Annotated in this window: 14 protein-coding genes and 1 pseudogene; 6 read left to right on the top strand and 9 right to left on the bottom strand. The window is 55.8% G+C overall.

The window, feature by feature from the left end; translation table 11 throughout:
- Positions 1 to 50 precede the first annotated feature (50 nt).
- Positions 51 to 173 carry a hypothetical protein gene (locus ACQUQ1_RS20015; RefSeq protein ID WP_435066029.1) on the bottom strand — a complete coding sequence of 41 codons (123 nt, stop codon included), beginning with the start codon at positions 171 to 173 and terminating at the stop codon, positions 51 to 53.
- A gap of 64 nt (positions 174 to 237) precedes the next feature.
- Here ACQUQ1_RS20015 and ACQUQ1_RS20010 point away from each other — a divergent pair, with 64 nt between their 5' ends.
- Positions 238 to 3,747: an Eco57I restriction-modification methylase domain-containing protein gene (locus tag ACQUQ1_RS20010; RefSeq protein ID WP_435066028.1), complete on the top strand. Its 3,510-nt coding sequence runs from the start codon at positions 238 to 240 to the stop codon at positions 3,745 to 3,747.
- Positions 3,748 to 3,754: 7 nt separating this feature from the next.
- On the opposite strand, the gene ACQUQ1_RS20005 is transcribed toward ACQUQ1_RS20010, so the two are convergent.
- The 6 genes from ACQUQ1_RS20005 to ACQUQ1_RS19980 form a co-directional block, all read right to left on the bottom strand.
- Positions 3,755 to 4,294, bottom strand: a complete 540-nt coding sequence (locus tag ACQUQ1_RS20005; RefSeq protein ID WP_435066027.1) for a TATA-box-binding protein — start codon at positions 4,292 to 4,294, stop codon at positions 3,755 to 3,757.
- A gap of 12 nt (positions 4,295 to 4,306) precedes the next feature.
- Positions 4,307 to 4,735, bottom strand: a complete 429-nt coding sequence (locus ACQUQ1_RS20000) for a hypothetical protein (RefSeq protein WP_435066026.1) — start codon at positions 4,733 to 4,735, stop codon at positions 4,307 to 4,309.
- A gap of 2 nt (positions 4,736 to 4,737) precedes the next feature.
- Positions 4,738 to 5,193 carry a hypothetical protein gene (locus ACQUQ1_RS19995; protein WP_435066025.1) on the bottom strand — a complete coding sequence of 152 codons (456 nt, stop codon included), beginning with the start codon at positions 5,191 to 5,193 and terminating at the stop codon, positions 4,738 to 4,740.
- Between the two features lie 274 nt (positions 5,194 to 5,467).
- On the bottom strand, positions 5,468 to 6,751 hold the full coding sequence (locus ACQUQ1_RS19990; protein WP_435066024.1) for a hypothetical protein: 1,284 nt from the start codon (positions 6,749 to 6,751) through the stop codon (positions 5,468 to 5,470).
- Between the two features lie 259 nt (positions 6,752 to 7,010).
- Positions 7,011 to 7,313, bottom strand: a complete 303-nt coding sequence (locus ACQUQ1_RS19985; RefSeq protein ID WP_435066023.1) for a hypothetical protein — start codon at positions 7,311 to 7,313, stop codon at positions 7,011 to 7,013.
- A gap of 6 nt (positions 7,314 to 7,319) precedes the next feature.
- Positions 7,320 to 7,619, bottom strand: a complete 300-nt coding sequence (locus ACQUQ1_RS19980; RefSeq protein WP_435066022.1) for a hypothetical protein — start codon at positions 7,617 to 7,619, stop codon at positions 7,320 to 7,322.
- 174 nt (positions 7,620 to 7,793) lie between these two features.
- On the opposite strand from ACQUQ1_RS19980, the gene ACQUQ1_RS19975 reads away from it, so the two are divergent.
- A complete protein-coding gene (locus tag ACQUQ1_RS19975) occupies positions 7,794 to 8,531 on the top strand; it encodes a TrmB family transcriptional regulator (protein WP_435066021.1) in 738 nt (245 codons plus the stop codon).
- On the top strand, positions 8,528 to 8,986 hold the full coding sequence (locus tag ACQUQ1_RS19970; RefSeq protein ID WP_435066020.1) for a hypothetical protein: 459 nt from the start codon (positions 8,528 to 8,530) through the stop codon (positions 8,984 to 8,986). The genes ACQUQ1_RS19975 and ACQUQ1_RS19970 overlap by 4 nt, the downstream gene beginning before the upstream one ends.
- A 23-nt stretch (positions 8,987 to 9,009) precedes the next feature.
- Here ACQUQ1_RS19970 and ACQUQ1_RS19965 read toward each other — a convergent pair whose 3' ends face one another.
- Entirely contained in the window at positions 9,010 to 9,657 is a 648-nt protein-coding gene (locus ACQUQ1_RS19965) for a helix-turn-helix domain-containing protein (protein WP_435066019.1), read from the bottom strand.
- A gap of 494 nt (positions 9,658 to 10,151) precedes the next feature.
- On the opposite strand from ACQUQ1_RS19965, the gene ACQUQ1_RS19960 reads away from it, so the two are divergent.
- From ACQUQ1_RS19960 to ACQUQ1_RS19950, 3 genes are all read left to right on the top strand, one after another.
- Positions 10,152 to 11,024 (top strand): ParA family protein, encoded by an 873-nt coding sequence (locus tag ACQUQ1_RS19960; RefSeq protein ID WP_004594451.1) that lies wholly within the window; start codon positions 10,152 to 10,154, stop codon positions 11,022 to 11,024.
- Positions 11,017 to 11,502 carry a hypothetical protein gene (locus tag ACQUQ1_RS19955; RefSeq protein ID WP_096396441.1) on the top strand — a complete coding sequence of 162 codons (486 nt, stop codon included), beginning with the start codon at positions 11,017 to 11,019 and terminating at the stop codon, positions 11,500 to 11,502. The genes ACQUQ1_RS19960 and ACQUQ1_RS19955 overlap by 8 nt, the downstream gene beginning before the upstream one ends.
- A 381-nt stretch (positions 11,503 to 11,883) precedes the next feature.
- Positions 11,884 to 13,116, top strand: a complete 1,233-nt coding sequence (locus ACQUQ1_RS19950) for a tyrosine-type recombinase/integrase (protein WP_435066018.1) — start codon at positions 11,884 to 11,886, stop codon at positions 13,114 to 13,116.
- Between the two features lie 33 nt (positions 13,117 to 13,149).
- On the opposite strand, the pseudogene ACQUQ1_RS19945 reads toward ACQUQ1_RS19950, so the two are convergent.
- A pseudogene (locus ACQUQ1_RS19945) lies at positions 13,150 to 13,397 on the bottom strand (hypothetical protein); the annotation flags it as partial.

Genomic DNA, 13,397 nt, shown 5'->3' with positions numbered 1-13,397 from the left:
AGGCTTCCTCACCACCCCTACATAATTCTGTGATGTATGGATCCAATATCTTACCAAATAACGACACCTTCAACTCCGTGGTGGTGGCCGTCGGGGTCGTCCTCGGCGAGGTAGACCATCACCTCATCCCCTACTAAGTAGGGGTCGGTGGCGGGCTGTGGAACATCCTCCATACAGCCACCTCGTCGGCCAGCTGTAAGTGAATTTTTAAGAAGGTTGTGTCTGAATGTGGTTTTAATGCCGGACACGTTCCTCGCCGATATTCACGAGGCCTTCCAAGAGATTGGTGGTGAGATTCGTTCCGAGGGGAGCGAATTCGACTTCAGGTACAGTCTCGTCGATCATCTGTTTACGGATGCTCTCGGGTGGTCACGTACTGAGGGAGAGGGACACGTCAACTTTGAGGACGACAGGAAGGACGTCCTCTGTTACGACGACAGCCATCCCCCGTTTCCGGTCATCGCGTGCGAGACGAAGCGGCCTTCGCACAAGCTGGAACTGGGCGACGTAGAGCAGTTGGAGACGTACATGGTGGGGATTGGGAGTGCTGAGTACGGCATTCTGACGAACGGCCACGAGTTCCGTGTCTACGAGTACTCGTCGGAGGATCGTTCACTTTCCTCCGTCGACGGCTTCGACATCGGCCTCGTGGCTAACGCGGAGTCGGTTGAGGATCTCACCGAGGAGCAGCGCGAGGCACTCGGCGAACTGGAGTACTTCCGCCGTGACCGCTACACGAACGTCGGCGACGCTGACTACTTCCGAGACCGGGCGAAGGAGGTGCCGGTTCAGTACCAGCCGGGGACAGATGACGAGGGGTATGACCTGTTTCTCGAGGCAGTGAAGGAGTCGCTAGATGAGTTGTCCAGCGTGATGGAGCGGTTTTTTGACAGCTACATGGAGCGGCCGGATGGTTCCTACCCCAAGCAGTTTCTAGAGACGACTTTCCCCGACTGGAAGGACTGGCGGGAGTACACCGGCAAGAGCGACGATGCGAAGCAGACGTTCTGCCGGGAGACGGCGTACATCCTGATGAACCGGGCGTTGTTCGCCCGTATCGCCGAGGACAAGGAGATCGTCGGGAACACGCGTCTGTCCGGACGTGGGATGGCAGACGCGCTAGAGCAGGGTGATGAGCGTCCGTATCTCGAGGCGTTGATGGACACGTACGACAGGATTGACGATCACTACGCAGACCTGTACGAACTCGGTATTTTCGACTGGTGGTGGGTGTCTAAAGACAAGCGCCAGCGGTTCGGTTCCGACGAGGAGAATCGGCAGGAGGATCTCGAGGATGATCTGGACTACCGACTCGGCGAGGTGTTCAAGCGGCTGAACCGCTTCGACTTCGAGTACGTCAACCGCGACATTCTCGGTCACATCTACGAGGACTACTTGCCGCAGGAGGAGCGGAAGGAACTCGGGGAGTACTACACGCCCATTGAGGTCATCCGGTATATGTTGGACGAGACTGGGTACAAGGCGAACAAGGGAATCGGCCGGCAGAAGATTCTCGATCCGGCGTGTGGGAGCGGTGGCTTCCTGACTGAGGCGACGGAGCGGCTCATACAGCACTACATCGACAAGTTCGGCAAGACCAGCATCCACTACCTCGACGCGGAGGAGGCGCGTACGATTCTGGAGCGTGTTGAGGAGAACGTGTACGGCATCGACATCAACCCGTTCGCCGTCCATATCACCCAAATCAACCTCCTGTTCCGCACCGTCGATCTCTACGACAAGGTGACGGAACAAGACCCGTCCTACACGATGGATGGGTTCGAGATTCACGTCGCAGACACGTTGACTCCGACCGTGCTGGAACAGCAGGAGGGGAGTACTGACGATGAGGGGAAGCAGTCGCAGATTGGCCAGTTCGCTCAATATAATGGCCGGGCGCAATCCTTCCTTGACGACAGGGACGCGGTTGACCGCATCAAGGACGAGATGGAGTTCGACGTGGTGATTGCAAACCCGCCCTATGTCAGGGTGCAGAATATCAACGGGCCGAAGGAGGACTACGTGGCCCGCTACTCGTCCGTCGAAAGCAACTTCGACATCTACGTGCCGTTCATCGAGCGCGGTCTGGATTGGCTGAAGGATGACGGGAACCTCTCGTATATTTGCCCGAACCGAGTGCTATCCCACGAGTACAGCGAGTTGATTCGTGACCAGCTTGCTGAGGAGCCGCTCACTCACATTATCGACTTCAAGGACGTAGAGGTGTTCGACGCGGCGACACCGTATCCGTGTATCTTCACTGTGGACAGAGACCGCTCGCCGGAGGAACCGGTGCAGTGTGCGAGGTTCGCCGAGGAACGTGACCGAATACTCGAAGAGATTCATCGACGAGACGACTGGGAGAACCCAGACGTCGACGCCTACGATCTGTACACCTACGAGAAGGAGCAGATGCGAGCGGACAACGCGGATGATCACCTACCGAGTTGGAAGCCGATGCCGGACTCGGAACGCCGACTGTTCGACAAGATCGAAGAGCAGGGAGACATGCGGGTGGGGGAGATTTCAGCGGAGGTGTTCGTCGGAACACAGACGAGCGCGAACACGGTCTACATCGGTGAGATTGTAGATCAGACTGACGAGGAGGGTGTCGTCGAGTTCGCACCGAGTGGGTATGACGAGACGCATCCCATCGAGGAGGAAATCCTCACTCGTGTGCTGAAGGGGAAAGAGATCGACCGCTGGGGAGTCGACTGGGAGGGTCTCTGGATGATTCTCCCGTACGAAGTTTCCGCCGATGACTTCGACGTGATTCCGCAGTCCGTGTTGGAGGAGGAGATGCCGCACGCGTGGGACTTCTTCCTCGAATACGAGGAGAAGTTGAAGGGCCGAGAGTCCGGCAAGATGCGGGGTGAGGACGACTGGTACGGGTACATCTACCCGAAGAATCTCACCAAGTTCGATCCGGACAAGATTATGACGAACATCCTCAGCAGTTACAATCGGTTCGTGGCCGACACCGAGGGAGAGTACTACTTCGTCGGCGGTGGAAACGCGGGTGGATACGGAATCCAGCTACGCGACGAGTACGCTCCCACGTCCGAGGATCATCTGTACTACGTCGCCCTCCTCAACTCCTCGGTACTGGAGTTCTACCACAAGCACATCGCCCCGATCTTCGGCGGGAAGTACTACTCGTACAACAAGCGGTACTTGGAGCCACATCCCATCGTTCTCCCCGAAGACGTCCCCGAGGACACGGTGACCGAGTACGCCGAAGACATCCAGAGTGCCCGGGCGGAGCGCACGGACTTGGAGTACAAGACCAGCGACGTGCGCAACTACCTCCCCGACTACGAGCGAGACAGCTCTGTCCTCGATCTCGCCCAATCCATCAATCTCGACGGCGACGACTACCGACAAGGGCCGATTCGTAAGGACGTGAAGATGGAAGTGGATAGTGCAGACAAGGTGTATCAGGTGGTGATGAAGCAGAACCACGAGATCGAGTTTGAGGATGAGCGAGTCCGGGACTTCGTGTTCGAGCTGTTGACTGCCCAGAACCGGCGGCTCTCACGCTCTGAGATACTCAACATGGACACGCCATCTCATGAGTCCGTCATCGAACTGATGGATGAGTACATCGGGGATATGGAGCGGATTGAGGAGCTGAAAGAAGAGTTTGACCGATTGTGTGACGAGTTAGACGAGATCGTGCTTAGGGACGTGTACGGCCTCGGAGACACCGACGAGAACACCGTCGAGGAGTTCCTCAAGGTCTGGTGAACCGGGGTTAAGCGAGGAGGTCTTCAATTCGAGACTTGAGCATCTCGAATCCTTCTGCCCCCGTTTCGACGTCTGATGCACCGGGGATGACGACTTTGCCGCTGCCGAAGACGAGGAACACACAGTCGATGTCGGGGGGCCGGTAAACGACGCCGGGGAATTGTTCCGGTTCGTACTCTGTTTGCTCCAGTCCGAGTCCGATAGTGAGTGCGTTTAGGTTGACTTCACGACCGAGATCGGCCGTCTGGACGATGTTTTTGATGGCGAACGTCGGCGACGTTTCGATACCGAGTTCTCCGAGGATGTCCACCATCCAGTCCTTCATCCGCTCCGTCTCGTCCAGACTGTTGCCACCCGTGATATGGTAGCTTCCGGATCGAAACAACGTCACCATCGGGCTGCCCTCGTCACGTCGGAGGTACACAACGTCGTTCGTGTAGTCCTTTTCAGGATAGCTGACGATGGCGTCGATGTCCTCTCCTACGCTGGAAACATCTATCTCCCTACCCAGCTTTCCTGATGCGACTACGTTGACGGTTTCCGGCATTTGAGGTGGGTGTTATCTGATTGGAGGGTGCCTTCCGCTGCGGCCACCGGAGTTTTTGAGCAAATCGACGAGAAGGACGAGAAAACACGCTACGACGAGCAAGATCATTCCGGCAGTGAACGATCCGCTGAGGAACAGCGTCGTTCCCATCCAGCCGATGAAGTACACGGCCACACCCGTCTTGTCGGCCCACACGTAGGCGGCGAGTACGGGTGCGATGTAGGCGAGAACGAAGTAGGCGATTCCCCACGCCGTGAAGATGGTTCCGAGGTCTACGAGCGTCTGTTCGGGGTTGAGCGTCTGCTGCACGGCGGTGAGCTGGGCGAATACCACGACGACGATCTTGTTGAGGAACGCGAGTGCGATTCCCTCGGCGAAGCCAGCGAGGACTCCTTGAGCCGTCGTCGGATCGGAGTCACTCGCCGGTTGTCCGTACGCCATTCTCAGTCTTCCTCCTCATCGGAGGGGAACATACTCGCCTCGTTCGAGTCGACGAAGTACACCGGGCCGTCGATGTGGACGTCGACGTCATTGTTGTCGCCCTCGACTTTGGCGAGTACGATCTCGTCGTCCTCCTCTACCCCGTACATCTCCATCCTATCCTCGACCCACGGTTCGATCTGATGGCCGTCCTCGTTCCTCGTCCACATGTGGTAGAACGCCGGGTTGGAGCTGGCGAGTTTGTAGATGTTGACGAGGGCGTCGACACTCGTGACCGCCAGCGTGCCCGCCATCAGGGCGAGAGACGCGCCAGCATCGGAGTTGGCCACCATCGCCGCGTCTTGCTTCCGCTCTTCGACTTCGACGCCGTCTACCGTCTCCAGCTCCGAGATGGCTGTCTCGTATTCCTCGGCGGTGATGTTGTCAGCTCGGAAGTTGACGTGCGTGGTGTAGCTCATGGATGGACTCGCTTGGCGTGGATTGCGATCTCGTAGCCTTCGCCAGCAACGTTAATGTAGGTTGTGTGGCCCACCACATTTATTAATTAGTCACGGCAGACGGTGATGCCCGGGCGTAGTCCGTGCTAGTCTCCACCGTTACCCCAAGATAACCGTAGGGGTGATGGACAGTCACACGGACGTGGTTGCCCGTGCGTTCGCTGACGGTGCCGCGGATGTGAAACATAGAGAAATTTCGTAGCTAAAGCTACCGCACTACCGGAGTTATACTGATTCATGAATCGTCCTCAAACTCCACGTAACCATTTTCAGAGTTATCTAGGTGGTCACGGGCAGAAGACTGGTTCCCAGACCGAACCTGGCGAGCTTCCCAGACGTGGTTCAGCTTTTGAGGTTTGCCGAAGTGTCGGCGGTAGTAGAACGGTGTACCGTACCTCGATTGCAACCCGTTATCTGGGTCGAAATCGGACGGTGGCTTTGGCGGGACATCCGGAAGTGCATCCAACCCTGAAAGACCACCGTTCGCTATTTGATCTTTAATATCTTTCCCGTTGTTTGACTGGAGTTTTAGAGAACGGGATTCCGAGGGAACCATCGTATAACCGTACTGGTCAACATCGTCTACAGCCCCACCAGAACGGTAGACCCAACTTCCGTTATAGAGGGAGCTAAAGCCGTCTATTCCCAAATCAGTTGCCCAGAACCCGAGCCACTCTGAACGTGGGGATATTACGGGGAGGTTCTGTTCCTCAGCGAATGAACCGAGGTTCCGGAAGAATGTCTCCACTCGTGGTGCTGTGCTGCTCTCAAACACCTCCTCGCCCTTGTAAATCGTAACAGCGATTCCGGCATAATCGCCTCTTTCAACCTCATTCCGCAGAATTTTCAACGCTCTTGACGCGGTATCCTCTTCGCCTCTCTGACCATCGGAGAATGACGTGTAGTGTAGGTACAAATGGAAGTAGGCTCGGGGCTCTCCATCTTCTCGGGCGAACTCCGACATCTTTGAGTTTGCCTTGCAGACCGCTGTTATCAGATCCCCATCGTACCTCTCTATGAGCGGTACGGGAGGAACGACAACAGCACTCGGCCTGTCCATCGCCTCAGCCGCTATTTGTCCAAAAAACTCGTTGTAATGAGAGTCCGGAACGCTCTTCCAGATCTCTTCGGGGTCTTCCCCGCTATCCGAGACAGCACCCTTTGAGATACTAAAGTCGTTCAGTATGGGATTAAAATTCGACTGAATGAACGGCCGAGCGAATCCCGGAAGCTGATTGAGGGCGGCTTCAGAATTTCCATCTTGGAGGGCACTTTTGAAATTGGATTTCGCCTCCTTGTCACGTTTCAGCAGGTACGTACGGAGGATGTTGGTTTTTCCCCGGTAGGCGAAAAGTTCGGGAGGGAAGTAGTATATTAGGGGATGATTCAGTTCAAGTTCCTTGATCTCCTTCTCCCCAATCGGTGTTTCACCATCGCTCTGCCGCTGGAGGATCGCATTCTTTTCTCGAAGACGCTGCCAGTCCCAAGCGGGCACGAGAACTGGATTGTGATCGTCCAACGCCTCTCGATAATCGAGGGTAACGTGGAGATCGTTTTGCCAATTCTTGATTTCAGGGGCGAAGAACGGCGTTTTCGATTCCCTTGTGGTTGCCTATCTGGACGGTGGTTTCACCGTCGCTCGTCGTCTTGAAGGAATTGCTATCACTCATGATGACCTCTTACTATTTTTCCTGAGAGGCAGTTGTTGGTATGGGAAGGCACACAAAAGTCCTTCTGATTACATAACGATTCTTCAGAGCCCTCGAAGCGAGTTCCATTCACGGGTTCCACGCATCGACCTCCTTATGTAGTCCTACGTAGAGTAGGCCGAGGACCCCAACTACACCAACGAATGGATTGGTGACGAGGAATCCGTAGAGCATCGGGCCAGCAAAGAACCCGGCTACGGTGGTGAAGGCGATAGACGCCGCTTTTCCGAACAGAGCATCGGATTTTGTTCTGAACTGTCCGCTCCGACCGTGATATCCTGCTCTCGACGTTTGCCCGAATAGTCGGGCGTTGAAGAGGACGCCGACGACGAAACCAACAATCGCACCGAGGTAGGCAACCTGAAGCGACATTCGATCTTACCCTCCGCCACCACCGAAGACCATTGCGCCGACACCGACTGCCGCCAACGTGTAGGGGAGAGCGTCCGTCATCGCGTGCTTGACGGCGTTGCCATCATCCGGATTATGCCTGTCCATCTGCACCGTGTAGTGGTCGTCGTATTCCCGAATCTGGAAGCTATCCGTGGCCCGCTGGTCACGGTAAACTTTGTTCGCACCCATATGGAGTGACATGGGTGACTCCGTGAATTGTGGCGGGATACCGCCAGCGGCCCTCTTCGAGATCTTGACTTTCTGACCGTATTCCTGTTGAGCCATGTGGAAAGCGGCGTTCCACGAATGCGCTCTTTCCATCACCATGGTATATGAGAGAATGTAACTTAGTAGTTTTCCTGATATTCCAGAAATAGAAGCGGATATCAACTACTTTTGAGTAGTAGTATACTCCACCACAGAATTGATGTTGTCTGACTTTGTGAGATTAGTAGTAGAATGGAACAACTGGGCGATGAGTTGAGCCGCCTTGGGTGGGGAAAGTATGAATCAGCTTGTTACCATGCGCTCGTCAAGTTTGGAGAAATGAAGGCGAGTCAGGTAGCGGCTCGAATCGACGCTCAACCCGCAAAGGTGTATCAGCCGCTAAATAGTCTTCACGAGCAAGGATACGTCAAGATCCGCGGTGAAAATCCGAAAAAGTATGTCGCTCAGAATCCGCGTCACGTAATCGAAAAAGAGCGGGAGCGGTTCGAGTCGGAGTCGGACGAGATTCTTGAAAGCCTCGAAGAAGCGTGGGAAGTCCAGATTGAACGGGGGCCTGATGCCGATGATTCAGCGTGGGTATTGTCCGGACAGGATGGGATGAATACCGAGCTGAGAAATTTGATCGAGGACGCGGAGGATTCTATCGTCGGATTTGATACTCGGTTAGCGTGGGCTACTCGCGACGTGATTGAAGCACTTGAAGAGGCTTTGGAGGACGATATTGATGTCAGCATCGTCGGAACGCCGCACTCCTCGGATACATTAGAACGGTTGGAGGCATCTGGAGCTACGACGAGTGTGGCCGACAACCACAACCGATCGTCGTACTACGTGGTAGATGAAAACCGCGTTCTCCTGAATATCGGCACACAGGACGCCACGCTTTCGTTTGAGGATTCGGACGTTGCAAGAATTATGATGGATGACTTTCAAACATACGCGTACGAAGAAGTAGAGGCTCAAACATGAACACCAGAAAGATGCTCCCGCTCGCGTTGTTGTACGCTGATGAGGAGCATCAGATTGATGGGCGTACCCGATTCCAGAAGCTCATCTTCCTGATGCAGATGGAAGGGAACCTGAACGACCTCGCTCCAACCGACACATATCGGTTCGAACCATACGACTATGGACCGTTTTCCAGCACCTTGTATGACGATCTGGATATCCACATCGAGCGGGGATTGATTGACGATTCGAAAGAGGAACTGGATGAAGAGGATGACATAGTGAAATACGAATACCAGCTTGAACCGGAAGGTCAGGAATTCATAGAGGAGCAGCTTTCTGAGGGTGAACTGGAACGTATCGTCAACGAAGCCAAAAGAATCGTCGGGGAATACGGTGATATGCCGCTTCCCGAACTCATCGATATGGTCTATTCGAAATACCCCGATTACGCTGAAAACAGCGTTCTCAAATAATCTGAAAGATCTACCTAATCCGTCTACGTGACGCCGAGGTCGAGGTCATCGTACATCCGGTCGAGCATCGCCAACGCCGACTGGAACTGGGCGTAGTTCTCGCGCATATACTCGATTGTCTCTGCTCTCGGTATCACTGGGTACCCTTCGACGTGCTCGATGTCGAGTGACGGGCGTGGCTCGAGGACGATCTGTAGCGGTCCGTCCAACTCGTCCCGGGGCTGTCGCTCGAATGCGGTGGGGAGGTCGAAGGACTCGAAGAACCCCTCCCAGGCGTCGACGTCCTGCTCACGAACAGCCAGGAACAGTGGATAGTCGTCGGGCTCGCGACCGACCTGGTAGCCGCCCTGAGTCCACACGTAGACGGCGTCGATCCGCGTGAATGCGAACGGCCAGTCACCGAATTGTGGGATGACGTACGTTTCCTCGATGGAGGGTGGACTGACGCCAGCGCTGGCAGCGACGAGCTCGAGCGCTGCGTCGCGTACGCGCTCGTCGACGACAGTGAGGCCGTCGTCATAGGAAACGTAGCCTGCGTCTTCCAGCCGATTGACGGCTTGTCTCACCGTCTCGTAGGGCGTGTGGAGGTGTTGGGCGACACGGCGGATGGAGTCACCACTCTCGATGGTGAGGATGACCTGCGCCGCGGTGTCGTCGAGAACCTCATACATCTGGTGGTTACCAATAATCCGGTAACAGTTAAAAGTTTTACTAGAGGACGGGGTAGAACGGCTCTGTCTGAGTTCTATCACTCAGGACTCTCCCATTGAATGACTGAAGAATGTAGATCTCATAGCCAATCTGCATAATGTGGATAATGTAGATAATGCAAATTGGGCTTCTTCAATTGGTTCGTGTGGGTGGCAAAGATTGCGATGAATACGTATGAAATGCTGATAATCTAAATTATGTAGATTGCGTAGGGTCGACGGTGATTATGCCAATTGAGATTGTGCCAACAATCTACGTAATGTACAAAATGTAGATTGTGTAGGTATCGTACGCAATCTGTCTGACGCAGAATTAAGGTGGACGAGCTTCATTGACCGCGTATGACCAGTGCAAAACGTACATTATCGACAAAACTCGCGCAACCTTCAATATCTAACCAATGCACATTACCTACAAAGTGTACAAAATCCACTTCTTACGGGGGTACTGAGCTATGAGTGCTGACGAGTTTGAAGGACTCCCCGGAGCAGCTGTCTCGTTGCTCAAGGGCGGCGTAGGCAAATCCACAATCGCACTCAACATCGCTGATCGACTCGCTGCTCGTGGCCACGAGACGGTACTATTGGATCTGGATAAGGACGGGCACATGACGACCCAGTTGGGATACGACGATGCGTACGACCGAGATGCGAACCTCGGTGACGCCCTTATCGATGGTGAGGACCCCGAAGACCTGCTTATCGAGACGGACTTCGGCGTTCACCTCCTCCCGTCGAGTAACGAGCTCGAGAACGTCGAGACGAGGCTGAAGGACGAACGGTTCGCAGACGTGAAGCTTCGACGGAACGTTGTCGATCCGCTCATTCAAAACGGATACGACTACGTGATAATTGATGCCGCAGGCGGCCGTGGGAAACTCTCCGACAACGCCCTCATCGCCGTCCAGCGCGTCATAATCCCGCTAATCCCGCGTGCTGGCTCGATCAACGGCCTCAATAAGATGATTGAACGCCAGATCTCCCCAATCCGGCAGAATATCGGGTTGGATATCCTCGCAGTCACTCCGAATATGATTCGCGAAACAATGGGACAACGCAACGAGCATCGGACTCTCGTTGAAAATCTCAACCGGGAGTTCGGTTCATTCGTCCCCGAGTACGCTCGTGTGGACCCGGAGATCTTCGATGCCCTCGATGATTCGGGACGCACCATCGATAGTATTCCGAAGCCAGGGATTCGCGAACGGACCGCGATTTCTCGCGCGTTCAAGCAAGGAATGCCGGTCTCGGAGTTCGACGAAGATTGCGACCAGATCCCGAATTTCGACCACTTAGCGGACCTCGTGGAGGAACACAGCCATGCCTAATGAGGACGACCGTTTCGGGGACGTCGCTGAACAGCTCAAACAAACGGAGGAAGGAGCCGAATCGGATGACGACGAACGTACTGACACCCAGGATGAACCGCAACCGGATGAAGAGATAACTACTGAGGACACAGAGTCGGAGACTGAGTCCATTCCTGAGCAGGATGAGGAGGATGTGGACGAATCCACCGGTGGACCGGCTTTCTCCTTTGATGAGACCGATATGCACGGCTTCTATGTCCGGGAGGACACGTGGGATGGCGTCACCCGGATGCGATCATCGGTAACTGCTGCGTGCTCTATGTTTGATGTTCCCGAATTTGAGGGAAGAGAGTTTCAAGATGCGTGTCTCCGGGTAATTGCGGACCACGGTGATGAGGTCGCCCTCCAGATCCTCCGGGAGCGTGGTATCGAAGCCGATGAGGAACGTGTCCAGGAAGTTGTGGAGATGCTGAGCGAGCAGGCTACGAACGACTAATATTGGATTTGGCCGATTTCCCTCACCATTCAGATTTCGTGCGCATTGTACATTATGCAGATTGTGTAGCAAGCTATCTACTTGCAGTCTTGCGATTATTCTCAGAACCGGGTCCGAACGGCGGTCGCGGTTTTAGTATATCGGTATATGGTTTATACCGTTGGTCAAATCCGAATTTCAGGGGATAGAACCCTTCTATCATCGGAAAAATGGTTATGAGATTTCTGTACTCGATGGTCCTGATTACGCCGGTAATCACGACCACTTTGAAGTACCCCGGCGCCGTCGGTGAAGCACGAATGCTGCAACCGCCTCACGACGACGCTTCCCCCAGGGTAGAGGACCCGAGACCGGGGCTGCAGGACGGTGGAGGGCCGGTGAATGCCTGACCGAGCGCTTTCGACGCCGCTCGACGACAGCTTCGAGCGCTACCTCCAAGACAAGGGGAAAGGCCGGGGCGGCGGCGGTGGGAACTATCGACGTAACGCTGCACGCGAGCTCGAACGGTTCGCCGAGTGGGCCGCCGGCGACCGCGGCGCCGACGACTGGACCGGGATCGCCGACGACGTCGGCCGCGAGCCGACCTTCGACGATCTCGACGAACGCGTCTTCCGCGAATACGCTCGGCATCTGGCTGGTGACCGTGGCCTCAAACAGAACACCGTCCAAACTTACTATCGCTATATCTCTGCGTGGTGTGGCTGGTGCGTCAACGAGGGATATCTTGAGGCCCACTACGCGCAGCGAGCGAGTGCGATGGCGCCGCTGCCGGAGGACGACGGTCGCAAGCCCGGCGACCAGCAGGCCTGGACGTCCGAACAGCGCCACGCCCTCACCCGTCACGTCGACGAACGGGCCCGCGACGCCGTCGAGGCGTACACGACACTCCCGGAGGATACTGATCCCCTCGACAAGCAGCGAGCACGCTACGCGGCGTTGAAGGCGGCTCGTGACCGGGCGCTGGTGTTTGTCCTCGCGTACACCGCCGTCCGCGTTGGCGAACTCCTCCGCGATCCGAACGACCCGCGCCGGCGCGGCGTCCGCTGGGAGGACCTCTCCGTCGACGACGGGAGTATGGACGTCTACCGGAAGAAACAGCAATGGGATGCCGCGAGCCTTCCCGATCCGGTGATCTCGCCGTTGCGAAGCTATCGCCAGTTGATGGACCCACCAACGGAGCGCTGGCCGGTGTTTCCGACGTTCGACCAACGGACGCTCGCAGGGCTCGTCCGGGAAAACCTCGCCGAACGAGGGGAACGCCCAGAAGCAATCATTGAACGCCGTGCGGAGTACGCTCGCGACCTGCTGCTGGCGCTCGATGTGGACATTCGGCCGCCGTCGATCACGACGGACGGCGCACGGTCGATTCTCCAACGACTCTCGGAGGCCGCGGAGATCGACATCGACCATCCGAAACACGATTATCTTGCTCCGCACGGTGGCCGTCGTGGCATGGGCGAGGTTCTGGTCCGGGCATTCGGATATACTGTGGCGGCCCGATATCTCGATAATTCTGAGGAGATGGTTCGTGAGCGGTACTCGCATATCGAGGCTGGTGAGTTAGGTGATGTCGCTACTGAGGCCCTTGAGGAGATCGATAGTGTACCGCAGTAACTTATTTCGAGTGAGAGGGGTAGACCGTCGCGTTCACACCGCGTCGACGGTGAACAGCGAGTCGTCGCTGAGGACGACCTGTACCCGGCGGTGCCAGGCGTCAGCGAAAGCCTCTCGTTGCTGGTCAGTTGCCGATTCGTCGAGAATCCCTTGGAGGTTCCCGATTGCGGGTCCACCGTCAGGAACGTCGCTGACGTGGTAGGTCACTTCGACGGTCTCGTCCGTGTCGGTTCGCCGGAACCGGAACGTCGGGTCCGCCGTGTCCGGGTCGAACGCGTCGA

The sequence above is a fragment of the Halobaculum sp. EA56 genome (assembly GCF_051195075.1).
Classification (GTDB): Archaea; Halobacteriota; Halobacteria; order Halobacteriales; family Haloferacaceae; genus Halobaculum.
The sequence above is the reverse complement of the archived record's forward strand: the minus strand, read 5'-3'. Positions and strand labels throughout refer to the sequence as shown.